20 protein-coding genes are annotated in these 22748 nt (G+C 64.8%); 11 read left to right on the top strand and 9 right to left on the bottom strand.

Translation table 11 applies throughout. The features are described 5' to 3' along the window. The first annotated feature begins 78 nt into the window (after positions 1–78). The 3 genes from EN853_RS24610 to EN853_RS24600 all read left to right on the top strand — a co-directional run bounded on the left by EN853_RS24610 (position 79) and on the right by EN853_RS24600 (position 3867). The gene (locus EN853_RS24610) at positions 79–2394 is read left to right on the top strand and encodes an EAL domain-containing protein (protein ID WP_127861779.1); all 2316 of its coding nucleotides are present in this window, start codon (positions 79–81) and stop codon (positions 2392–2394) included. A gap of 418 nt (positions 2395–2812) precedes the next feature. After that, complete coding sequence (locus EN853_RS24605; protein ID WP_127861780.1) at positions 2813–3574, top strand: hypothetical protein; 762 nt, start codon at positions 2813–2815, stop codon at positions 3572–3574. Positions 3575–3717: 143 nt separating this feature from the next. After that, a complete protein-coding gene (locus EN853_RS24600) occupies positions 3718–3867 on the top strand; it encodes a DUF3096 domain-containing protein (RefSeq protein WP_127861818.1) in 150 nt (49 codons plus the stop codon). 8 nt (positions 3868–3875) lie between these two features. Here EN853_RS24600 and EN853_RS24595 read toward each other — a convergent pair whose 3' ends face one another. Then, the gene (locus EN853_RS24595; RefSeq protein WP_348631853.1) at positions 3876–4871 is read right to left on the bottom strand and encodes an alpha/beta hydrolase; all 996 of its coding nucleotides are present in this window, start codon (positions 4869–4871) and stop codon (positions 3876–3878) included. A gap of 68 nt (positions 4872–4939) precedes the next feature. On the opposite strand from EN853_RS24595, the gene EN853_RS24590 reads away from it, so the two are divergent. The 4 genes from EN853_RS24590 (at position 4940) to EN853_RS24575 (ending at position 8352) form a co-directional block, all read left to right on the top strand. Beyond that, a complete protein-coding gene (locus EN853_RS24590; protein WP_127861781.1) occupies positions 4940–5164 on the top strand; it encodes an aa3-type cytochrome c oxidase subunit IV in 225 nt (74 codons plus the stop codon). Between the two features lie 86 nt (positions 5165–5250). Then, entirely contained in the window at positions 5251–6531 is a 1281-nt protein-coding gene (locus EN853_RS24585; RefSeq protein ID WP_127861782.1) for a Re/Si-specific NAD(P)(+) transhydrogenase subunit alpha, read from the top strand. Next, a complete protein-coding gene (locus tag EN853_RS24580) occupies positions 6531–6953 on the top strand; it encodes an NAD(P) transhydrogenase subunit alpha (protein WP_127861783.1) in 423 nt (140 codons plus the stop codon). Before EN853_RS24585 ends, EN853_RS24580 begins: the two co-directional genes overlap by 1 nt. 1 nt (position 6954) lies before the next feature. Beyond that, the gene (locus EN853_RS24575) at positions 6955–8352 is read left to right on the top strand and encodes an NAD(P)(+) transhydrogenase (Re/Si-specific) subunit beta (protein ID WP_127861784.1); all 1398 of its coding nucleotides are present in this window, start codon (positions 6955–6957) and stop codon (positions 8350–8352) included. A 72-nt stretch (positions 8353–8424) separates the two neighbouring features. Here the strand turns inward: EN853_RS24575 and gyrB are convergent, their stop codons facing one another. Further along, positions 8425–10896, bottom strand: coding sequence for a DNA topoisomerase (ATP-hydrolyzing) subunit B (gene gyrB, locus EN853_RS24570; protein ID WP_127861785.1), 2472 nt, complete (start codon positions 10894–10896; stop codon positions 8425–8427). A 236-nt stretch (positions 10897–11132) separates the two neighbouring features. After that, positions 11133–11714 carry an NADPH-dependent FMN reductase gene (locus EN853_RS24565; RefSeq protein WP_127861786.1) on the bottom strand — a complete coding sequence of 194 codons (582 nt, stop codon included), beginning with the start codon at positions 11712–11714 and terminating at the stop codon, positions 11133–11135. A 180-nt stretch (positions 11715–11894) separates the two neighbouring features. On the opposite strand from EN853_RS24565, the gene EN853_RS24560 reads away from it, so the two are divergent. Then, positions 11895–13265, top strand: a complete 1371-nt coding sequence (locus tag EN853_RS24560; protein WP_127861787.1) for a cytochrome P450 — start codon at positions 11895–11897, stop codon at positions 13263–13265. 63 nt (positions 13266–13328) lie between these two features. Here EN853_RS24560 and EN853_RS24555 read toward each other — a convergent pair whose 3' ends face one another. The 6 genes from EN853_RS24555 to EN853_RS24530 form a co-directional block, all read right to left on the bottom strand. Continuing rightward, entirely contained in the window at positions 13329–14312 is a 984-nt protein-coding gene (locus EN853_RS24555) for a complex I NDUFA9 subunit family protein (RefSeq protein ID WP_127861788.1), read from the bottom strand. A 571-nt stretch (positions 14313–14883) separates the two neighbouring features. Then, positions 14884–15885, bottom strand: coding sequence for an Ldh family oxidoreductase (locus EN853_RS24550; RefSeq protein WP_127861789.1), 1002 nt, complete (start codon positions 15883–15885; stop codon positions 14884–14886). A 79-nt stretch (positions 15886–15964) separates the two neighbouring features. Further along, positions 15965–16774, bottom strand: a complete 810-nt coding sequence (locus tag EN853_RS24545) for an ABC transporter permease (protein WP_127861790.1) — start codon at positions 16772–16774, stop codon at positions 15965–15967. Next, entirely contained in the window at positions 16774–17439 is a 666-nt protein-coding gene (locus tag EN853_RS24540) for an ABC transporter permease subunit (protein WP_167524586.1), read from the bottom strand. Before EN853_RS24540 ends, EN853_RS24545 begins: the two co-directional genes overlap by 1 nt. Before the next feature lie 207 nt (positions 17440–17646). After that, a complete protein-coding gene (locus EN853_RS24535) occupies positions 17647–18426 on the bottom strand; it encodes a transporter substrate-binding domain-containing protein (protein WP_127861792.1) in 780 nt (259 codons plus the stop codon). Positions 18427–18482: 56 nt separating this feature from the next. Beyond that, positions 18483–19298, bottom strand: a complete 816-nt coding sequence (locus tag EN853_RS24530; protein ID WP_127861793.1) for an ABC transporter ATP-binding protein — start codon at positions 19296–19298, stop codon at positions 18483–18485. A 202-nt stretch (positions 19299–19500) separates the two neighbouring features. Here EN853_RS24530 and EN853_RS24525 point away from each other — a divergent pair, with 202 nt between their 5' ends. From EN853_RS24525 to EN853_RS24515, 3 genes are all read left to right on the top strand, one after another. After that, positions 19501–20373 carry a dimethylarginine dimethylaminohydrolase family protein gene (locus EN853_RS24525; RefSeq protein WP_127861794.1) on the top strand — a complete coding sequence of 291 codons (873 nt, stop codon included), beginning with the start codon at positions 19501–19503 and terminating at the stop codon, positions 20371–20373. Next, positions 20343–21014, top strand: coding sequence for a TetR family transcriptional regulator C-terminal domain-containing protein (locus EN853_RS24520; protein ID WP_127861795.1), 672 nt, complete (start codon positions 20343–20345; stop codon positions 21012–21014). Before EN853_RS24525 ends, EN853_RS24520 begins: the two co-directional genes overlap by 31 nt. Before the next feature lie 94 nt (positions 21015–21108). Next, entirely contained in the window at positions 21109–22689 is a 1581-nt protein-coding gene (locus EN853_RS24515) for a 5-guanidino-2-oxopentanoate decarboxylase (RefSeq protein WP_127861796.1), read from the top strand. Positions 22690–22748: the final 59 nt, after the last annotated feature.

The following is a 22748-nucleotide window of genomic DNA, read 5'->3' as shown; positions in this document are numbered from 1 at the left end:
GCCGCTGCCTAAGCCCCCTGTTCTAAGCCTTTCTTAAGGCGGTTGTGGCATGACAGGGCTTAGCGTTGGGCCGACCACATGGGCAAAACAAAGACCGAGAGCATCCCCGCGGATGTCTATATCCAATTTGTGCGCTCGTTGTTCGACAACGCGCACATGTTGTTGATCGGTGGTGCGTGCTACTGGATCCTCGGATTCATGATCTATCTGCGCACCCGCAATTCCTTGTTTCTGGCGTTTTCTTTTGCTCTGCTTTCGGTCAGCCTTATCCGTTACTTCGGCATTCGCGGTTTTCTGAGGACCGGCGGCGTGATAGCCGACGTCGAGGAAGCGCGGCGATTGGAGCACAGCTACATCCTCAAGGGCTGCCTCCAGGGTCTCGGATTGGGCGCGCTGTGTTTCGTGTCGATCTATGTATTTCCCGATCCCTTTGCCGAACTGGCAGCGATGTCGCTGACCCTGGCGACCCTGGTCACGGTTGTCGCCCGCAACTACGGCTCTCCTCGCATGGTGCGGATTTTTTCGGTGACCTTCATCGGTCCGGCGGCGCTTGCGCTCCTGCTGCGCATGGACGCGCCCTCGGTCGTCCTCGGCCTGATGATCATCCCTATGACGTTCATCACCATCACCGGCGCCGACCATGTCCGCAACGTGCTGTTCTCGGCGGTCATCGGCCACAAGCAGGCGAGGAACCTGACGCGCAGGTTCGACCGCGCGCTCAACACCATGTCCCACGGGCTGGTCATGCTCGGCCCCGACGGACGCGTCGCGGTCGCCAATGCCGAGGCCGCCCATCTGATGTCGCTGAAATCGGCCGACGCGCTGCTCGGGCGCTCTATCCACGGCCTGTTGATGCGCGGCGTCGCCGGGGGCATGCTGGCGCCGAAGGACTGCCGCTACATCGAGGCGCAGCTGACGCGCGCCCTGCGCGAGGGCCGGGACCGCAAGGTGCTGGTCTCGCTTGCCAACGGCCAGCACTACGAATTCTCCGCGCGCGAAGGCAGCCAGGAACTCGGCGTCGTCACCTTCGAGGACGTCACGGCCCGCGTCGAGGCGGAGGAGAAGATCCGTTTCATGGCGCGCTACGACAACCTCACCGGCCTGCCGAACCGTGCCTACTTCCACGAGCTGGCCGGCGAGGCCATGGCGTCCGGCGACCGCGACCGGCTCTGCGGCCTGGCGGTGCTCGACCTTGACGATTTCAAGAGCGTCAACGACACGCTCGGCCATCCGGTCGGCGACGGGCTGATCTATGCCGTCGCCGAGCGACTGGCTGCGGTTGCCGGGCCCGGCATCAATGTCAGCCGCTTCGGCGGCGACGAGTTCATGATCTATTTCGACCGCATCGAGGACGAGAGCCACCTCACCAGCCTGCTCGACGAGATCTTCGCCGACCTGCAGGGCGAGGTCGATGTCGCCGGCCACGGCCTGCGCATCCAGACCAGCGGCGGCGCGGTATTGTCCAGGGTCAATGACACCGACGTCGACGCCATGATCGTCAAGGCGGACCTTGCGCTCTACAAGGCCAAGGAGCTCGGCAAGAACAGCTGGCGGCTGTTCGAGGCATCGATGGACGCCGCCTTCCGCAACCGCCAGCTGATGAAGGCCGATCTGCGCAGCGCCGTGCAAGCCAAGGAACTGCGCGTCGTCTATCAGCCGATCGTGTCGATGAGCACCATGCGCATAGCCAGCTGCGAGGCGCTCTGCCGCTGGGACCACCCCGATCTCGGTCCGATCTCGCCGAGCATCTTCATCCCGCTGGCCGAGGAGATGGGCATCATCTCCGAGATCAGCGCCTTCGTGCTGCAGGCGGCCTGCGCCGAATGCGCCAAATGGCCGGCCCAGACCAGCGTTTCGATCAACCTCTCGGCCAAGGATTTCCGCAACCGCGACGTCGTGCAGAAGGTGCGCGACGCCCTGGCGGCCGCAGGCCTTGCGCCGCACCGGCTCGAAATCGAGGTCACGGAGACTGCCCTGCTCGACGACAAATCGCAGACGCGCGAGTTGATCGAAGAGCTCAAGACCCTAGGCGTCCGCATCGCGCTCGACGACTTCGGCACCGGCTATTCCAGCCTTAGCTACCTGCATAAGCTGCCGCTCGACAAGATCAAGATCGACCGCTCCTTCCTGATCGACGTGACCCAGAGTCCCCAGTCGCTCGACCTTCTGAAGGGCATCGTCGGCCTGACCCGGACGCTGGGCTTGGTCGTTACCATCGAGGGGGTCGAGACCTTCGAACAGCTGAAGATACTGGTGCGTTCGGTCAAGCCGGACCTCGTGCAAGGGTTCCTCTTCGGCGCCGCGCTCAGCGCGTCCGGCATCGAGACGATGTCGAACGTCACCTGGCCATTCGCCGCCGACCTGCGCCTCGCTGCCAAACGGACGGCCAGGTAGCCGCATTTTGGCAAATTTCGCCGACCGGGATCGACAATGCGCGTTGCTTTGGTTGCGCGGCGGTTTGGAAGCAAGCAGAAGCTTCAAAACAAATTTCCTGATACCGTCTGGGATTATTCCAGGAAAAGTGCGCAGGCATTTTTCATCGGAAACTGAACAAATCTGAATATTTACAGACGGGCGGAATTTGTAGCAGAGGTTCGCGGCAGTGCTTATTGCTTCTGTATTAAGTGCTCTCCCCGTATTAGCCGCATGCTTGGATCCGGATGTTTGGTCTGTTCTTTAGGCGCAACTTCGCCGGCAGGAATCTCCCTGACCGTTAAGGTTAACGAACGGTAAATCAGCGTTATCGAATTTTCGCCTTGTGTCCCATTTCAACTCGAATAGCCTATTTACAGGCGGATACGAGGACTTGAGGATGGATGCTGCGAGAAACGATGCGCAGGCTGGCGCCGGCGCAAACGCTGGGTCGGCGCTGAACCGTTCGATCATGCAATTGCTGGAGCATGTCGATTATCGTCTCATAACCGGGGGCGAGGATCTGGAGGCGATCTACCGTCTTCGCTATCAATCCTATCTGCGCTCCGGCATGTGCGGTCCGATCGCCAGCGGGATGTTCGAGGATCGCTGGGACAATTTGCCGAATTCCTACCGCTTCGGCGTCTATTTCGATGGCCACTTGGTCAGCACGCTGCGGCTCCACTACATTTCCCGCGAGCACCCTTATTCGCCCTCCGTCGACGCCTATCCCGAAATCTTGGCCGAGCGGCTGGCCCGCGGAGAGAGCTTCATCGACGGGACCCGCTTCGCGACCGATCCCGACAGCGCGCCAGCCCCCGGTGTCCTGCCCTTCCTGACGCTGCGGCTCGGCATGGTGGCCTCCTGCTACTTTGGCCAGACCGCGGTTCTCACGCCGGTCAAGGTCGAGCATTCCGCTTATTACGCCCGCATCTTCCGTGCCATCCAGAGGACGGAGGGCAAGGTGTTCCCGGGCGTCCTGGCGCCGATCGCTTTGTTTGAAATCCCCTGCGGCGAAAACTTGCGCCAGACACTCGAACGGTTTCCGTTCTTCAAGTCGACGCCGGTGGAACAACGGATGATGTTCGCCAATCCGGCCATCAACCGGCTGACGCCGCTCTCCATCGTGCCGACGGCGAAATACTTGCGCGACGCTGCCTGAAAGGGGCCCTTCCGCGCAACATGGACCTTTTCTGCGGTTCCACCGTTGTAAGTAGCGGCGTCGCGGGCCGAGCGACGCTGCGGTGCTGCCCAGCAAACCTTTCGCCGGCTGACGTCGGGTTGTTCGTGGGAAGGGATACGATGATGACCATTCACGCGCTTGCGCTCACGCCCCTGATCTCGCTGATCGCCGGCATACTGATCCTGGTGATACCGCGCCTGCTCAACTACATCGTGGCGCTCTACCTGATCGTGGTTGGCCTGATCGGCCTGTTTCCGAACCTCGCCGGCTGAAAGAACCCTCAACTGGCGAAGAAGCGCAGCGCGGCAGCGACAATCGCCTCGGGCGCATCCTCCTGCATGAGGTGACCGGAGCCCGGAACCAGCCTCAGGCTGCAATCCGGCAGCATGGCCGCAAGCTTCTCGCCGCTCTGCGGCGAGATCCAGCGGTCTTCTTCTCCCCACAGCAACGCTACCGGGCAACGGAATTCGCGATAGTGCGGTTCGACCTCGTCGGTGAAACGCTGATCCATTTGCGCGATCTGCCGATAGAAAGCTGGCTGGCCATTCGATCCGGTCCATGGTGCGATGTACGGCTGCAGTTCGTTGTCCGACAAGGATCTGGCTGCCGCGCCCGCAATATAGGCCCTCAGGATCGCTACCTGGATGTAGTCCGGCACGCCGGCGAAGGCGAATTCATGCCGTCTGACATGCTGGACAAAGGGTGAGCCCCACGGCCGCACCGCCACCGGATCGATCAACAGTAGTCTTTCGTAGTCGCAGCCGTCGATCAGATGCGCTCGCAAGGCGGTGGCCCCGCCGAAGTCGTGGGCGATGATGTTTGGTCGATCGAGCTTCCAGAACGCCAGCATCGCCGCCAATGCGTTGTTCTGGATGCCCAGCGAGACATCCTGGCCCTCGCGTTTCTCGGACTGGCCATACCCCGGAAGATCGTAAAAATAGAGCGTGTGCTCGCGCGCCAGTTCGGGGGCAACGCGATGCCAGACATGCGAGGAAAATGGCGTTCCATGGACGAGCACCATCGGAGGACCGGAGCCGGTCGAGCCCCAGGCGATGCCGGTGCCGTCCCAGTCAAACGTTTCTGTCGGCGACATCATGCGCGTGATTGCCCAGTCATTGGTTCCGGTAAGCCTAGTCACGTCACGTTTCGCCGGAAAGCGCGAAATTATCGTCGCACGTTCAGACATCCTGAAGGGATCGGCGGCGCCCACCATGGTTTGCAACGGCCGCCGGCCTTCAACTTTCATTTGAGGCTGTTGTCGCGCGCCGTGCGGCAATAGCGCCATTGCTCTCCGTCCGGCTTTTCGCTATGTGCCTCGAAGATATCTTCGAAGGGGTACTCCTAATGGCTGATCACACGCCGACCGGTCCTGTCGAGCTGGGCGCGAAGATGGACTATGCCGAGCATGACCGCACCTATGCGGCCTTCCTCTCGCTCGCCAAATATGGCTCCCTCTTCTGCGCCGCCATCCTCCTGGCCATGGCCTTCGGTTTCTTCGCTGGCGGCTTCTTCTCGGCGACCATCCTGTTCATCGTGATCATGGCCGTCGGCTATTTCATTCTGCGGTAGACTTTCCAAGCCATTGCGTTCGACGTCCCGCCGGGTATCCCGGCTGACGCCTTGCGCAGCAAGGTTCCAGTCGAAAGGATCATCCGGTGGGGCAGACGGTATTCATCCCTCGTGAGCTTGATGCGAACGAGCCGCGCGTCGCGGCTTCGCCTGAGACGGTGAAACGGCTTGCGGGCCTGGGCTTCGAGGTGATCGTCGAGAAGGGCGCCGGCCTCGGCTCGCGCATCCCCGACGAGGAGTTCGCCAAGGCGGGTGCCGCGATCGGCAAGGCAGCCGACGCGTCGAAGGCCGACGTGGTGCTGAAGGTGCGCCGACCGACCGATGCGGAGCTCAAGGGCTACAAGTCGGGCGCGGCTGTGATCGCAATCATGGATCCCTACGGCAACGATGCGGCACTCTCCGCGATGGCCAAGGCCGGGATTACCGCTTTCTCCATGGAATTCATGCCGCGCATCACCCGCGCGCAGGTGATGGACGTGCTGTCCTCGCAGGCCAATCTTGCTGGCTACCAGGCGGTGATCGATGCGGCCGCCGAGTATGACCGCGCGCTGCCGATGATGATGACGGCGGCGGGCACGGTGCCGGCGGCCAAGACCTTCATCATGGGCGTCGGCGTCGCCGGCCTGCAGGCCATCGCCACCGCGCGCCGTCTCGGCGCCGTCGTCACCGCCACCGACGTGCGCCCTGCCGTGAAGGAGCAGGTGCAGTCGCTCGGCGCCAAATTCCTTGCCGTCGAGGACGAGGAGTTCAAGGCGGCCGAGACCGCCGGCGGCTATGCCAAGGAGATGTCGAAGGAATACCAGGCCAAGCAGGCGGCGCTGACCGCCGAGCACATCGCCAAGCAGGACATCGTCATCACCACGGCGCTGATCCCTGGACGTCCGGCGCCGAAGCTGGTCTCTGCCGCCATGGTCGCCTCGATGAAGCCGGGCTCGGTGATTGTCGACCTCGCGGTCGAGCGTGGCGGCAATGTCGAGGGAGCGGTACCCGGCAAGGTCGTGACGACGGAAAACGGCGTCAAGATCGTCGGCCATCTCAACGTGTCGGGCCGCGTCGCCGCATCCGCCTCTCTGCTCTATGCCAAGAACCTTTACGCCTTCCTCGAGACGATGGTCGACAAGGCGGCGAAGGAGCTTGCGATCAAACGCGACGACGAGCTGGTCAAGGCGACGATGCTGACCGATGGCGGCAAGGTGGTGCATCCGGCCTTCGCCAAGGCCGTCGAGGCGCCGCGCACCGAACCCGCCGCGATACCGGCCACGACCATGGTCGCCGACGCCTCGGCCAAGCCCGCTGTGAAGAAGACCGCGGCGAAGAAACCTGTCGCAGCCAAGTCGCCCTCGTCTAAGTCGAAAGGGACCGCGTGATGGAACAGCTGCAGAAAGCCCTCGACCAGCTCGATCAGGCGACCGCCGCCGTCCGCTTGGCGGTGCAGGACCTGGCCAATGCGCCCGCCGGCGTCGAGGCTGCCGGCAACGCGGCGCATGCGCTGTCGGGCGGCGCCATCGATCCCTTCGTCTTCCGCTTCGCCATTTTCGTGCTGGCGATCTTCGTCGGCTATTATGTCGTCTGGTCGGTGACGCCGGCGCTGCACACGCCGCTGATGGCCGTCACCAACGCCATCTCCTCGGTCATCGTCGTCGGCGCGCTGCTTGCCGTCGGTATCGCGGCCTCCGGCCTTGCCGCGGGTTTCGGCTTCGTCGCCCTGGTGCTGGTCTCGGTCAACATCTTCGGCGGCTTCCTCGTTACCCAGCGCATGCTCGCCATGTACAAGAAGAAGGACAAGTGACGTGACCGTCAATCTCGCTTCCTTCCTCTATCTGGTATCCGGCATCCTGTTCATCCTGGCGCTGCGCGGCCTGTCGCACCCGACAACCAGCCGCCGGGGCAATCTCTACGGCATGATCGGCATGGGCATTGCCATCGCCACCACGCTGGCGCTGGCTCTGCCCTCGGCCGGCCGCTTCGGCCTGATCGTGGTTGGCCTCGCCATTGGCGGCGGCGTCGGCGCCTACGTGGCGCGCCGCATCGCCATGACCTCGATGCCGCAGCTGGTCGCCGCCTTCCACTCACTGGTGGGCTTTGCCGCCGTCATGGTGGCGGCCGCCGCCATCTACGCGCCGGAAAGTTTTGGCATCGGCACGGCCGGCGACATCCACGCCCAGGCGCTTGTCGAGATGAGCCTTGGCGTCGCCATCGGCGCCATCACCTTCACCGGCTCGGTCATTGCCTTCCTGAAGCTCGATGGCCGCATGTCCGGCAAGCCGATCATGATCGGCGGCCGCCACGTCATCAACATCGCGCTCGGTGTGGCGCTGTTCGTGCTGATTGTGCTTCTGGTCAACACCGAGTCCAAGCTGGTCTTCTGGCTGATCGTCGCCGCCTCGCTGGTGCTCGGCGTGCTGCTCATCATTCCGATCGGCGGCGCCGACATGCCGGTCGTGGTGTCGATGCTGAATTCCTACTCGGGTTGGGCTGCCGCGGCGCTTGGCTTCACGCTCGGCAACCTGGCGCTGATCATCACCGGCGCGCTGGTCGGCTCGTCCGGTGCGATCCTGTCCTACATCATGTGCAAGGGCATGAACCGGAGCTTCATCTCGGTCATCCTTGGCGGCTTCGGCGGCGAGACGGCGGCGGCTGCCGACGACGGCATCGAGCGCACCGTCAAGCAGGGCTCGGCTGACGACGCGGCCTATCTGATGATGAACGCCCAGAAGGTTATCATCGTGCCGGGCTACGGCATGGCGGTCGCCCAGGCCCAGCACGCGCTGCGCGAAATGGCCGACAAGCTCAAGGCCAACGGCGTCGAGGTGAAGTACGCCATTCACCCGGTCGCCGGCCGCATGCCCGGCCACATGAACGTGCTGCTCGCCGAAGCCAACGTGCCCTATGACGAGGTGTTCGAGCTGGAGGACATTAACTCCGAGTTCGCGCAGGCCGACGTCGCCTATGTCATCGGCGCCAACGACGTCACCAACCCGTCCGCGCGCGACGACAAGTCCTCGCCGATCTACGGCATGCCTATCCTCGACGTCGACAAGGCCCGCACCTGCCTGTTCGTCAAGCGCTCGCTCGGCTCCGGCTATGCCGGCATCGACAACACGCTGTTCTACAAGGACGGCACCATGATGCTGCTCGGCGACGCCAAGAAGATGACCGAGGAAATCGTCAAGGCCATGGATCACTGATTGGCCGCAGCCTTCCGCAAAAAAAGCCCGGCGTCCGCCGGGCTTTTTCGTTGCAGAAGGCTGTCGGCCTGCTCAAATGTCCAGATTGGCCACCGACAGCGCGTTGTCCTGGATGAACTCGCGCCGCGGCTCCACCTCGTCGCCCATCAGCCGCGAGAATAGCGAGTCGGCGTCGGTGGCATCATTCACCTTGACCTGCAGCAGCGAGCGCACATTCGGGTCCAGCGTGGTTTCCCAGAGCTGCTCGGCGTTCATTTCGCCAAGGCCCTTGTAGCGCTGCATGGTAAGCCCCTTGCGACCGGCGGCGAACACCGCGTTGAGCAGCGCCAGCGGTCCCGAAAGAAGCTCCGAAGTCTCCTTGCGGCGCAGCGTCGGCTGCTCGCCATAGACTTCCGCCAGGCGCGGCGCGTAGCGGTCGAGCTGGCGCGCATCGGCCGAGTTGATCAGCCCGGCATCGAGCTGAACCGCGTCCTTGACGCCGCGCACCGTGCGCTCGAACACATAGCCGCCGGAACCGTCATTGGAGGTCGACAGCCGCCCGGTCCAGCCGCGCTCCGTCTCCTCGGCGATCATGTCGAGGCGCCTGGCGACCCGCTCGGCCATCGCCGTGGCGCGGCCGAGGTCGGCAAGCACGTCGGCGTTGAGCGCGCCGGCGATTGCCGCCTGCTCGACGACGCTGCGGTTGTAGCGCGTGTGCAGCCCGTTGATCAGGTGCCGCACCGCCAGCGCGTCGTCGACGGCGCTGCGCAGGTCCTGACCGGTGCGCACCTCGCCCGAGCCGAGCGTCAGCGACGTCTCTTCCAGCCCCGACTCGATCAGATATTCCTCATAGGCGCTTTCGTCCTTGAGGTATTGCGAACTCTTGCCCCGCGTCACTTTGTAGAGCGGCGGCTGGGCGATGTAGAGATGGCCGCGCTCGATCAGCTCCGGCATCTGCCGGAAGAAGAAAGTGAGCAGCAGCGTGCGGATATGGGCGCCGTCGACGTCGGCGTCCGTCATCAGGATGATCTTGTGGTAGCGCAGCTTGTCGGCGTTGAACTCGTCCTTGCCGATCGAGGTGCCGAGCGCGGTGATCAGCGTGCCGATCATGTCGGAAGAAAGCATGCGGTCGAAGCGCGCCCGCTCGACGTTCAGGATCTTGCCGCGCAGCGGCAGGATGGCCTGGTTCTGGCGCGAGCGCCCGCCCTTGGCCGAGCCGCCGGCCGAGTCACCCTCGACGATGAAGATTTCCGACTTTGCCGGATCGCGCTCCTGGCAATCGGCAAGCTTGCCGGGCAGCGAGGTGACGCCGAGCGTGCTCTTGCGGGTGATGTCGCGCGCCTTGCGCGCGGCTTCGCGCGCCGCCGCCGCCTGGATCACCTTCTCGACCACCACCTTGCCTTCGCTCGGATGCTCTTCCAGCCAGGTGCCCAGCGCCTCGTTGACCAGGCTTTCCACCACCGGCCGCACTTCCGACGAGACCAGCTTGTCCTTGGTCTGCGAGGAGAATTTCGGATCCGGGACCTTGACCGACAGAACCGCGGTCAGGCCTTCGCGGCAGTCGTCGCCGGTCAGTGAAACCTTTTCCTTCTTGGTCTGGCCGGAGGACTCGCCATAGCCGGTGATCTGCCGCGTCAGCGCGGCGCGGAAGCCGGCCAGATGCGTGCCGCCGTCGCGCTGCGGGATGTTGTTGGTGAATGCCAGCACATTCTCGTGGTAGCTGTCGTTCCACCACATCGCCACTTCGACGGTGATGCCGTCGCGCTCGGCGCGGATCGCGATCGGCTTCTCGATCAGCGGCTTCTTGACCCGGTCGAGATATTTGACGAACTCCTCGAGGCCGCCGTCATAGTGCAGCTCGTGCCGCACCAGGTCGGCATGGCGGGCGTCGGTCAGCACGATGCGCACGCCGGAATTGAGGAAGGCAAGCTCGCGCAGCCGGTGCTCCAGCGTGTTGTAGTCGAACTCGACCATGGTGAAGGTCTCGGCCGACGGGAAGAAGGTGATCGCGCTGCCGCTGCGGCCCTCGTAAGTGCCCGGGCGCTTGTCCTGCTCGTAGCTGCCCGTCACCTTCAAAGGCGCGTCGGCATTGCCGTGGGTGAAGCTCATCTCGAAGATTTCGCCGTTGCGGCGGATCTTGAGCTTCAGCCATGCCGAAAGCGCGTTGACCACCGACACGCCGACACCGTGCAGGCCGCCGGAGACCTTGTAGGAGTTCTGGTCGAATTTGCCGCCGGCATGAAGCTGCGTCATGATCACTTCGGCCGCCGAAACGCCCTCCGAGGGGTGGATATCGGTCGGAATGCCGCGGCCATTGTCGATGACGGTCACCGAACCGTCGGGGTTGAGCGTCACAGAGACGAGATCGGCATGTCCGGCCAGGGCCTCGTCGATGGCGTTGTCCACCACCTCATAGACCATGTGGTGCAGGCCCGAGCCGTCGTCGGTATCGCCGATATACATGCCCGGCCGCTTGCGGACAGCATCCAACCCCTTCAAAACCTTGATGGAATCGGCGCCGTACTCGGCTTCCGCGCCATTGGCGCTCTCGGTCTGGTCGCTCATGAAAACCTGTCTGATTGATGTCGCTGATCCGGCGCGAGAAAATGGCCCCGAATCGCGCCGTTTTGATGTCGTAGATATAGGCGCAAACGGCCGGTTTTCCAAGGTTTGCCGGCATTTTGCAGGCTTGGCGGGCGACCTTTCGCAGGCCCTGGGGCGATGCACCGTAAGGCGGGCGCGGACAGCGCCGCGAAAGCCGCGCCAGAGCACGGCCCGCGGCAGTCATATCAGGGTCGCTCCTATCCCGAAGGGAGGCCGGCGCGCAGCGCCTTCAGCGCCTCGCTCCAGCGGAACAGCTCGTCCAGCATGGTCCTGGCGCCGCCCAGCACCTGTTCGCTCGGACGGTACGCGCCGTCCTTGTCGAGCAGGGCCCGGTAGGAGGGCAGCGCCACGCCTTCCGGGATCGGCATGACGCCGACCGCGGTCAGCAGCGGCTTCAGCGCCTGCGCCGCGCGCAGGCCTCCTGAAACCCCGCCGTAGCTGAAGATCGCGGCCGGCTTGTAGCGCCACTCCTTGAGCAGATAGTCGACGGCATTAACAATCGCCGGTGCCGCGAAGTAATTATACTCCGGCGCCACGAAGACGAAGGCGTCGGCGGCATCGATCGCCTTCGACCAGGCCTTGGTGTGGTCGTTCTCGTATTTGCCCAGGCGCGGATGATGCGGCTCGTCGAGCAGCGGCAGCCTGAAGGCGGCGATGTCGGTCAGCACCGGCTCGAAGCTGCCGTGCTCGCGCGCGATAGCTTCCAGGCATTCGGCAAAGATCGGGCCGGCGCGTCCCGGCCGCGTGCTGCCGATGATGATGCTCAACTGATGCTTCACGGGTGGCTCCTCGATTCTCGGTATCCGTTGGTGACTAAATATACGGTCACCGTCAACAAGCAGCCACCGGGGGACGCCGTTCACATTCAGGCGAGGCGGTCTGCTCGCCGACTGCCGTTCAGTCACATGGACGCGCGCTTTGCCGGGCACTACATTCAGCATTGCCTGCGGAGCATGCCCATGGACACCAAGCCCGCCCCCTTCGTGCCGCCCGCGCCGAAGCCGCGCACCCAGCCTCCCTCGACGCTGGAGATGATGCGCATCGTCTACCGCAACCCGCTCGAGCTGTGGGGCGAGCATACCTATAACGAGCCGTGGATATCGGTGACCGGCATCGGCGGGCCGCTGGTCATTGCCAACGATCCCGGCCTCATCCGCCACGTGCTGATCGACAACGCCAGGAACTACAAGATGGCGACGGTGCGCCAGCTGATCCTGCGCCCCATCCTGCGCGACGGCCTGCTCACGGCTGAGGGCGAGGTGTGGAAGCGCTCGCGCAAGGCGATGGCGCCGATGTTCACGCCGCGCCATATCTTCGGCTTCGCCGAGCCGATGCTGAAGCGCACGCTGGAATTCGTCACCTGCTACGAGGCTGGCGGCACGTTCGACGTCGCCCGTGACATGACGATGCTCACCTATGACATCCTCGCCGAGACGCTGTTTTCCGGCGAGATCGCGGGCGAGCCGGGCAGCTTCGCCAAGGAGGTCGACCGCCTGTTCGAGACAATGGGCCGCGTCGATCCGCTCGACCTTTTGCGCGCGCCGGAATGGCTGCCCAGGCTGACCCGCATCCGTGGCCGCAAGACCATGGCCTATTTCCGCAACATCGTCGCCAACACGGTGAGGCTGCGCGAGGAGCGGCTGAAGCGCGATCCCGACGGCGTGCCGCAGGATTTCCTGACGCTTCTGTTGCGGGCCGAAGGGCCGGACGGGCTGACGCGCGCGGAAGTCGAGGACAACATCATCACCTTCATCGGCGCCGGCCACGAGACCACCGCGCGGGCGCTGGGCTGGACGATCTACTGTCTGGCCGAAGCACCCTGGGAGCGCGACCGGGTCGAGCGCGAGATCGACGCGGTGCTGGCAAGAGAGCCCGATCCGACGAAGTGGCTGGACGCCATGCCGTTCACCCGCGCCGCCTTCGAGGAGGCGCTCCGGCTCTATCCGCCGGCGCCTTCGATCAACCGCGAACCGATCGAGCCGGAAACCTGGAACGGTCTCTACATTCCGAAATACGCCGCCGTGCTGGTGATGCCCTGGGTCGTACACCGTCACCGCAAGCTCTGGGACAAGCCGGACGCCTTCATGCCGGAACGCTTCCATCCGGAAAACCGTGACCGCATCGACCGCTTCCAGTATCTGCCCTTCGGCGCCGGGCCGCGCGTCTGCATCGGCGCCAGCTTCGCCATGCAGGAGGCGATCATCGCTTTGGCCATCCTGTTGTCGCGCTTCCGCTTCGATGTGACGTCCGAAACCCGGCCATGGCCGGTGCAGAAGCTGACCACGCAGCCGCAGGGCGGGCTGCCGATGCAGATTTCCCGCCGCGCCTGATCGCGCCCTCCAGGCAGCGCAATTCCGGACGGAAAGACGCTGCGCGCTTTTCCTGGAATTGCTCTATCGGTCGGCTATCGGCCGGCGCTGCTGGAACTGGCCGGCGGCGCGGAAGCGCCAGAGATAGCTCGGCAGGATCGTGGCGATCGCCTGCGGCTGGATGCCGAGGCCGGTGATCGTCCTGTTCGCCTTGGCGGCGGCTTCCGAGACGACATTGTGCTCGCGCAGCTGCAGCACCTGGTCCTTGGTCAGCAGCGGATTGGGCAAGAGCTGAAGGATCGAGGCTTGCAGGTTCGCCACCCACCACGGCACCGGCACCAGGAGCCGTCGGCGCTCGATGATAGCGAGCAGCTCTTCCATGCATTCCTTGAAGGTCAGCACCTGCGGGCCGCCGAGCTCGTAGACCTGGCCGCCCTTGACCTTGCCGTCGACCGAGCGCGCGATCGCCTCGGCGACGTCGCCGACATAGACCGGCTGGAATTTTGTCTGGCCGCCGCCGATCAGCGGCAGCACGGGCGAGAAGCGCGCCATGCCGGCGAAGCGGTTGAAGAAGCTGTCCTCCGGCCCGAAATTGATCGACGGGCGGAAGATGACGGCATCCTCGATCGTCTCGAACACCGCCTTCTCGCCGAGCGCCTTGGTGCGGGCGTAGTCGGAAGGCGAGTTCAAATCGGCGCCGAGCGCCGAGATGTGGGTGAGGCCTGCGCCGACCGAGCGCGCGGCCTCGGCGACGGCGCGCGAGCCGAACTCATGCACGGAGCCGAATTTCTGCCGCCCGGTCTGGTGCAGGATGGCGACCAGGTTGACAACGTGGTCGGCGCCTTGAACGGCGCGGTCGACCGACCAGCGCACGCGCACGTTGGCCTGCACCGGCTGGATCTGGCCGACATTGCCGAGCGGCTGCACATGGCCGGCAAGGTCAGGTCGCCGGCAGGCGACCCGGATGCGGTAGCCGCGCTTGGCGAGCGCGCGAACGACATGACGGCCGACGAATCCCGAGCCGCCGAACACGACGACGAGCTTGGGGGTCTGCAGGACTTCGGTCATGGTTGGCTCCGCGCGCAAAAGCTTGGCTGAAGCCGCTTCTTAATCCGTTTCGCGTCAAAGGCAAAGAGCGACCGGAGGTCGCCGCCGCCTTGTTTTTCACCCCGTCTGGAACACTTTGCCTAGAGGCGCGTCGACCGGATCGCGATGCCAGCCGCGGATGACTAAAGGCAGGGGATCGCCGCACTTCAGCCGAACGCAGAAAACCCCGCCGAAGCGGGGTTTTCCGGGCAGTGCTCGCACCGAAACAGGGCCCAACGAGGCGGCCTGACCTGAGACGGTATCAAGGCGGCGTGAGCAAGCACGCCCGCCCCGGCCCTGGACGCCCGGCGCAGCGCCGCCAACCGCAAGCCGCTACCCAAGCCACCCTCTGCGGCCTGCGATGTGGGGTGCCGGTGATGGGTCGCCGCCGGACGAAAAAAGGTTCAAGGGCCGCGTGAAAAGCGCGGCCTGCCAGAGCAACTCCAGAAAAGGTGTGTATCGGTTTTCCGTCCGGAATTGCGCAAAAACAAATATTTAGAGCGGTTCGGTAGTTCTTTGAATCGCTGAAACGCTCAGGCGTGGTCGGTCCCGATCAGGCCGAGTAGCGTTCGGCGAATTCGGAAATACGCTGGACGATCGCCGTCGGAACGTCGATGCCGCGCGCGCTCGCTTTCTCGGTGGCCTCAGCTCGGGCGCGGCCGGGGATGTGCACGCCGTAGCGCCGCCGCAGTCGGTCGAGCTGGTCCTTCATGCGCTGCTCGAAATCCGGATCGAGCAGCTTCGGCTCGATGGCTAAAACGAAGAGCCCGGTTCCGGGACTGTCCGGCCCGCCGGAAAACCACGGCGCGTCGAGCGACCAGTTGGCGCCGGAAATGCCTGCCGCGAGCACCTCGACCATAAGCGCGATGTTGGCGCCGCGCTGGCCGCCGAAGGCGAGCATCGCGCCCTTCATGGCCGCCGCTGGATCGGTCGTCGGATTGCCGCTGGCGTCCAGCGCCCAGCCCTCGGGGATTTTCCTGCCGTCTTCCGCCGCCTTGCGGATGTTGACGAAGGCCGTGGCGCTCGACGACTGGTCGATCACCAGCGGCGGCCCGTCGGCGGCAGGTGCCGCAAAGGACATCGGATTGGTGCAGTAGACGGGTTTGACCGAACCGGAGCCGGCGAGCACCGCCGGCCCGTTGGTGGCGGCGAAGGAGACCAGCCCCTGCTGGGCCAGCCGTCCGGTGAAATAGCCGAGCGCGCCGCAGGTATAGGCGTTCTTCTGCGAGAAGATGGCGACGCCGAACAGCCTTGCCGCCTTGGCGAGATCCTCGATCGTGCGATCGAAGCCGGTATGCGCAAGCCCGCCGCGCGCGTCGGAGAGATAGACGGCCAGCGCCGGCCGGGTGACGACCGGATCGGCATTGCCGTCGATGCGGCCGTCCTGGATTGCCTCCAGATAGTCGATGAAATGCGCCAGGCCGACCGCCGACAAGCCCTCGGCCTCCGCCGCGATGATCGAGGCGACCAGCGACTGCGTCGCTTCCTCGTTCGCGCCGGCGCCGAGTGCCGCCATCCGGCACAGCCCTGTTGCCTGGTCGAGAGTGAGTTGCATGGCACTGAGTTCCTAAGCGAATAGCGAATAGGGGAATAGGCGAAGCGCTTGCTATTCGCTACTCACTATTCGCTGCCTGCTAACCGATCTTCACGGGAATCCGAGCCTCGATCCGGCTGAAGATCAGGACGAGGATGCCGGTGATCGTCATGTAGATCAACGCCAGCAGCAGCAGCGGTTCATAGGTCAGGTAGGTATCCTGCCGCACCTTGGACGAGACGGCGAAGATGTCGATGACGCTGATCGTCGCCACCAGCGGCGTCGACTTCAATTGCAGCACGGTCTCGCCGGTCAGCGTCGGCAGCGCGCGGTAGAAGGCCTGCGGCAGCCAGATGCGGCGGAAGATCTTGAAGCGGCTCATGCCGAAGGCGCGTGCCGCCTCGAGCTGCCCTTTCGGCACGCCGGCGAAGGCGCCGCGCATCACCTCGCCCTCATAGCCGGCGAAGGACAATGTCAGCGCCACCACGGCATAGGGCCAGGCTTGTCTGAGATATGTCCACATCCAAGACTCGCGGATCCACGGATATTGCGGGAACAGCGAGCCCAGCCCGTAGTAGAGCAGCCAGAGCTGTAGGAGCAGCGGCGTTCCGCGGATGATGGTGCAGAAGACCTTTGCCGGCACGGCGAACCAGAACGGCCCGCCGGCCTGCGCCAGGCCGAGCGGCACGGCGAGCGTGAAGCCCAGCGCACAGGTGACGACGAGGATCCACAGCGCCCGCCAGATGCCGAGCAGCCCCATTTCCCAATATTGCGGCAGCCAGTCCCAGCGCATGAAGAAGGCCGCGCAAAGGACCAGGGCCAGGGCGATCAGGATCAGAACGATGCGATGCGGCTTGAGCCAGAGCGAGGCACGCGCTGCCATGTTGATCGCGGTCGCTTCGGCCGGCATCAGCGTGCCTCCTTGACGGAAGGCATGCCGCGCCGCGACCGGGCCTCGACGCGACCGATGATCAGGTTGGAGAAGAGCGTCAGCGCCAGATAGAGCGCGCCGGCAGCAACGAAAAAGAGCAGATAGGCCTTGGTGACGCCTGCCGCCTGCCGCGTCGCAAGCGTCAGTTCGAAGAAGCCGACGACGGCAAGCAGCGCGGTGTCCTTGGTGGCGATCAGCCAGAGATTGGCAAGGCCCGGAATGGCGAAAGGCAGCATTGCCGGCACTGTTATGCGCCTCAGCATCAGCAGCGGCGGCATGCCATAAGCGCGCGCAGCCTCGATCTGGCCTTGCGGGATGGACAGGATGGCGCCGCGGATGACTTCCGTCGAATAGGCGCCCTGGACCACGCCGAGCACGAAGATGCCGGCCGCCAGCCCGCTGATGTCGATGCGCTGGTAGCCCATCGCGCTCAGCAACTGGTTGATGAGGTCGGTACCGGCATAATAGAGCAAAAGGATCAGCACCAGCTCCGGGACGGCGCGCACCACCGTGGTGTAGACGGCAAGCAGGTCGCGCGTCACCGGGCCGCCATAGAGCTTGCCAAAGGCGCCGCCGGTGCCGATCAGCAGCCCAAGGCAGGTGGCGCCGATGGCGATCTCGATCGAATGCAGCAAGCCGACCAGCAGGGTGCCGCCCCAGCCGGGCGGCACGGGCGACAGGAGTTCGATGATCCCGGCCGCCGAGGCCGGAAGAAAGGTGTCGATCAGGTTCGCCCCCGGATTGCTGGCTCTGTTCGCCGGCGGTGGCGGCCGGCGGCAAACATGAGTGGAAGGTTGGACTCAGGGGCGCAGCGCCAGGCGCCATGCCCCCAAGTCATGGGCGAAACCTCGTCAGCCGCCGTAAATGTCGAAATCGAAGTACTTCTTCGTGATCTCGTCATACTTGCCGCTGGCGCGGATCGCCTTGATGCCGGCGTTGATTTTTTCCTTGAGCGCGGTGTCTTCCTTGCGCACACCGGCGCCGATGCCCGGCCCGAGCACTTCGTCGTCCGGAGCCACCATGCCCTTGAGGTCGCAGCAGGCCTTGCCCTGGTCGCTCTTGAGGTATTCGACGAGCGCGATGGAATCGGCCTGCACAGCATCGATGCGACCGGCGGCGAGATCCTGGTTGGCTTCGTCCTGGGTCTGGTATTCCTTGATTTCCTGCGCTCCGCTGAAGTGCTTCTTGGCGTACACCGCGTGTGTGGTCGATACCTGGACGCCCAAAACCTTGCCCTTGAGGTCGTCCGGCGTCGCACCGAACTTCTGGTCCTTCGGCCCGATGATCGCCGGAAGCGTGTTGTAGTACTTGTCCGAGAAGTCGATCGTCTTCTTGCGTTCGTCGGTGATCGACATCGAGGAGACGATGAGGTCGATCTTCTTGGTGGTCAGCGCCGGAATGATGCCGTCCCAGGCGACCGGCGTGATGACGCAGTCGAGCTTCTCCTCGGCGCAGACGGCGTCGATGAAATCGATCTCCCAGCCGACCCACTTGCCGGTGGCATCCGGCGAGGTGAAGGGCGGATAGGGCTCGGCGGCGACGCCGATCTTGACCTGATCGGCCTTGGCCACGCCCATCGCGGCGACGCCGAACAGCAGCGCCGCTGCGAAGGTCTTGAGAACAGTCTTCATTTCAGGACTCCCAGTTTGTTGTTGTTCCCGGTTTTTCACCCTGCTTGACGCCGGCCCTAGCCGACGTTGCGGAGGAATTGCTTGAGCCTTTCGGATTTGGGCGCGCCGAACAGCTGTTCCGGCGGTCCTTCTTCCTCGACCAGCCCGTTGTAGAGATAGACGACATGCGTCGCGACCTCGCGGGCAAACTTCATTTCATGCGTCACCAGCACCATGGTGCGCCCCTCGCGCGCCAGGTCGCCGATCACCTTCAGAACCTCGCCGACCAGTTCCGGGTCGAGCGCCGAGGTCGGCTCGTCGAACAGCATGACGCGCGGATTGATCGCCAGCGCCCGGGCTATTGCGGCGCGCTGCTGCTGGCCGCCCGAGAGAAACGCCGGGTAGACGTCGCGCTTTTCCGCCAGTCCGACGCGGGCAAGCAGCTTCTCTGCCTGGGCGATCGCCTGCTCGCGCTTTACGCCCAGCACATGCACCGGAACCTCGATGACGTTCTCGATCAGCGTCATGTGGCTCCACAGGTTGAAGTTCTGGAACACCATGCCGAGCCGCGAGCGGATGCGCTCGATCTGCTTGCGGTCGGCCGGAACCGTGTGGCCGTGGCTGTCGGCCTTCAGCTTGATCTCCTCGCCGTTGACGCGGATGACGCCGCTGGTCGGGTTCTCCAGGCAGTTGATGCAGCGCAGCAGCGTCGACTTGCCGGAGCCCGAACCGCCGATAATGGCGATGACCTCGCCGTCGCGCGCCGACAGCGACACGCCCTTCAGCACATGCAGCTGGCCGAACTTCTTGTGCAGGTTTTCGACGTGGATGGCTTCGGCGGCGCCGCTTTGCGCCTCGCCGGATGGGACTGCGGCAGCCTCCGCCACGCTCACCGGGTGACCTCAAAATGGGCAGTTCGTCGAACGTCCATCCGGCTAATCAACATACGCTGCACTGCGCTCCAGACTTCAGCATGGACCCAACCGCGCGAGCCCGTCAATCCCGCCCATTACGGCACTTGCGGCCTTGTTGTGCAAGTGTATAAGTAGCCCTTCATGAAATTTTTCCGATTTTTTTCAGCTTAAAAGGACATCGATGAGCGCTTTCGGATCCCAGTCCATGGCGGCGCCGCTGCGGCGCGTCCTGATGCGGTCGGCGGCCAACGCCATGCGCGACGCCGACAGGGCTGCCTGGCACTATGGCCCGGGGTTCAACCCGGCGAAAGCTGCGTCGGAGCACGCGGTCCTTGCTGAACTGGTGGCGGCTTCCGGCGCCGAGATCGAATGGATCGAGGACAAGGCCGACGGCCTTTCGGATTCGGTGTTCACGCACGACCCGTCGCTGATGACCGACCGCGGCGCGCTGATCCTGTCCATGGGCAAGCCATTGCGCGCCAGGGAGCCGTCGCTGCATGAGGAAACCTACACAAGACTGGGCATTCCGATCCTCGGCCGCATCGAGGCTCCCGGCCAGGTCGAAGGCGGTGATTGCGTATGGGTTGATGCCCGCACGCTGGCGATCGGGCGCGGTATCCGCTCCAACCAGGAAGGCATCCAGCAGGTTTCCAACCTGCTGACGCCACTGGGCATTTCCGTCTACGGCTTCGACCTGCCGCTTTGGCAGGGCGAAGAGGCGTGCCTGCATCTCATGTCGGTGATCAGCCCGCTGGCCGACGACCTCGCGCTGGTCTATCCGCCGCTTTTGCCGGCCCCGTTCTATCAGATGCTGAAGGCGCGAGGCATCCGGCTGGTCGAAGGCGACGCCGGAGAGTTCGCCGCTTCCAACGGCCTCAGCCTGAACGTGCTGCCGACCAGCCCGCTCAACGTCATTGCCGTTGCAGGCTTTCCCAGGACCAAAGCCGCGATGGAAGCCGTCGGCTGCACGGTTGAAATCTTCGACGCGGATGCGCTCTGTATCGCCTGCGAAGGCGGGCCGACATGCCTGACGCGGCCGATCCTGCGCCAATGAATGCGCGCCGTAAGTTCCGTCGCGAGGGCGAGGAGCGGCGGCGACAGGATCTGATCGAAGCGACGCTGGACAGCGTGGCGGAATATGGCCTGCAGGGCGCCACCTTGCGCACGATCGCATTGCGCGCCGGCGTCACCGCCGGGCTGATCCGGCACTATTTTCCCGGCAAGGAAGAACTGCTGCAGGAAGCCTATACAGCGCTGGTTGGCCGCATGACCGAGCAGGCGAAAGCAGCATTGGCCATGGACGGCGCCTCGCCGCGCCAGCGCCTTGCGGCTTTCGTCACTGCCAATCTCAACGCGCCGATCGTCGACGCGCGGGTGTTTTCGCTCTGGGCAACCTTCCTCGGCCGCGCCAGTGCGGATCCGACGCTCGCCCGTGCCCACCGCGAAGGCTATCTCGGCTTTCGCAACGAGGTGGAAGCGGTTGTGGCCGAAGTGCTCGCCGCCGAACAGCGAAAGCCGGACGCCAGCCAGCTGCGCCACCATGCCATCGCGATCAATGCGATCATCGACGGGCTCTGGATCGAAGGCTGCCTGGCCGGCGAGATGTTCTCGCCCGGCGAATTGGCGGCGATTGGCATCAATGCTGTCGAGGCCGAGCTCGGCCTGGCGCCGCTAGACCAATTTCAGGAAAAGTGAGAAGCGGTTTCCGTCCGGAATTGCATAGGAAACAAAGAGATAGAGCGGATCACCGTTTCCGTTGAACGGTGATCCGCTCCAAAGGGAGAGACCAATGACCACGCTCGGCGAAGCGCTCATCACCTTGCTCGAGGCGCATGGCGTCGACACCGTCTTCGGCATTCCGGGCGTGCACACGGTCGAGCTCTATCGCGGCCTGGCGCGCTCGAGGATCCGCCATATCACGCCGCGCCACGAGCAGGGCGCCGGCTTCATGGCCGACGGCTATGCACGCGCCGGCGGCCGGCCGGGCGTCGCCTTCGTCATCACCGGGCCGGGGCTCACCAACACCATCACCGCCATGGGCCAGGCTCGCGCCGATTCGGTGCCGATGCTGGTGATCTCCGGCGTCAACGCCACCGATACGCTGGGCAAGGGGCTCGGATTCCTGCACGAACTGCCCGACCAGCGCGGCATGATGGAGAAGGTGGCGCTGTTCTCCGAGCGCGTCACCGAGGCCGGTGAACTGCCCGGCGCGCTTGCCCGCGCCTTCGCCGTTTTCACCTCGTCTCGGCCGGGTCCGGTTCATATCGAGATTCCGACCGACGTCATGGTGAAGCCTGCCGACGGGATTGCGGCGGTCCTCAGCAACGCCGCGCCACCCGCTCCGGCCGCTGCGGCGATCACCGACGCCGCGCGGCTGATCAAGGCGGCTCGCCGCCCATTGATCCTGGCCGGTGGCGGCGCCAAGAAGGCCGATGCGGCGCTGACGCGCTTTGCCGAAGCTTTGGGCGCGCCGGTCGTCGAGACCGCCAATGCGCGCGGCCTGCTGCACCGTCATCCGCTCTGCGTGCCGGCGAGCCCCAGCCTGAAGGCGGTGCGCGCATTGATGGCGGACGCCGATCTGGTGATCGCCGCCGGCACCGAATTCGGCCCGACCGACTATGACGGCTATGGCGACGGCGGCTTCGTCCTGCCGCCGAGCCTCATCCGCATCGACATCGGCGCTGACCAGCTCGCCCGTCGTCCGGTGACGGTTGGAATCCAGGCCGATTGCGCCGAGGCGCTTGGCGCTCTGCTGGCCGAGCTCGGCCCGGCTCATGTCGCCGCGAAAGACGGCGAAGCCCGCGCGGCAGCGGGGCGGGAGGCAGCGCTGGCCGAGCTGAAGCCCGACTATCTGGCGCAGGTGAGGGCTGTGGAGGTGATCCGCGACGCGCTGCCCGGCGCCGTCATCGTCGGCGACTCGACCCAGCCGATCTATGCCGCCAATCTCTATTACGACCATGATCGTCCGGGCGGCTGGTTCAATGCCGCGACCGGCTTCGGCGCGCTGGGCTACGGTCCGCCGGCGGCGATCGGCGCCGCCCTTGCCGTGCCCGAGGCACCGGTCGTGTGTCTCACCGGCGACGGCGGCTTCCAGTTCACGCTGCCGGAACTCGGCGCGGCGCTCGATGCCGGGGCACCGGTGATCTTCGTCGTCTGGAACAACCGCGGCTATCGCGAGATCGAGACCTCGATGCTCGATGTCGGCGTCGAGCCGGTCGGCGTGTCGCCGGCGCCGCCGGATTTCTGCAAGCTCGCCGAGGCCTATGGCATCGAGGCCGAGCGGCTCGCCAGTGTCGGCGGCCTGGCCGAGGCGCTGAAGCGCGCGCGAGCGGCCGGCAAGCCGCGCGTTATCGAAATCACGGTCGATTGAAGTCCCCGGGGTCGCGTGTGTTTGCCGGCGCTCGAATTCGCCACGCCGGCTCAGCAGCG

This window comes from Mesorhizobium sp. M1C.F.Ca.ET.210.01.1.1 (genome assembly GCF_004791585.1).
Lineage (GTDB): Bacteria > Pseudomonadota > Alphaproteobacteria > Rhizobiales > Rhizobiaceae > Mesorhizobium.
The sequence above is the reverse complement of the archived record's forward strand: the minus strand, read 5'-3'. Positions and strand labels throughout refer to the sequence as shown.

Bases quoted from the DNA above. Each gene is read 5' to 3' on its own strand.
- EN853_RS24600 (WP_127861818.1), top strand. From the start codon at position 3,718: ATGACCATTCACGCGCTTGCGCTCACGCCCCTGATCTCGCTGATCGCC.
- EN853_RS24580 (WP_127861783.1), top strand. From the start codon at position 6,531: ATGGAACAGCTGCAGAAAGCCCTCGACCAGCTCGATCAGGCGACCGCC.
- EN853_RS24545 (WP_127861790.1), bottom strand. From the start codon at position 16,774: ATGCCGGCCGAAGCGACCGCGATCAACATGGCAGCGCGTGCCTCGCTC.
- EN853_RS24590 (WP_127861781.1), top strand. From the start codon at position 4,940: ATGGCTGATCACACGCCGACCGGTCCTGTCGAGCTGGGCGCGAAGATG.
- EN853_RS24605 (WP_127861780.1), top strand. From the start codon at position 2,813: ATGGATGCTGCGAGAAACGATGCGCAGGCTGGCGCCGGCGCAAACGCT.
- EN853_RS24555 (WP_127861788.1), bottom strand. From the start codon at position 14,312: ATGACCGAAGTCCTGCAGACCCCCAAGCTCGTCGTCGTGTTCGGCGGC.
- EN853_RS24525 (WP_127861794.1), top strand. From the start codon at position 19,501: ATGAGCGCTTTCGGATCCCAGTCCATGGCGGCGCCGCTGCGGCGCGTC.
- EN853_RS24560 (WP_127861787.1), top strand. From the start codon at position 11,895: ATGGACACCAAGCCCGCCCCCTTCGTGCCGCCCGCGCCGAAGCCGCGC.
- gyrB (WP_127861785.1), bottom strand. From the start codon at position 10,896: ATGAGCGACCAGACCGAGAGCGCCAATGGCGCGGAAGCCGAGTACGGC.
- EN853_RS24520 (WP_127861795.1), top strand. From the start codon at position 20,343: ATGCCTGACGCGGCCGATCCTGCGCCAATGAATGCGCGCCGTAAGTTC.
- EN853_RS24515 (WP_127861796.1), top strand. From the start codon at position 21,109: ATGACCACGCTCGGCGAAGCGCTCATCACCTTGCTCGAGGCGCATGGC.
- EN853_RS24610 (WP_127861779.1), top strand. From the start codon at position 79: ATGGGCAAAACAAAGACCGAGAGCATCCCCGCGGATGTCTATATCCAA.
- EN853_RS24535 (WP_127861792.1), bottom strand. From the start codon at position 18,426: ATGAAGACTGTTCTCAAGACCTTCGCAGCGGCGCTGCTGTTCGGCGTC.
- EN853_RS24550 (WP_127861789.1), bottom strand. From the start codon at position 15,885: ATGCAACTCACTCTCGACCAGGCAACAGGGCTGTGCCGGATGGCGGCA.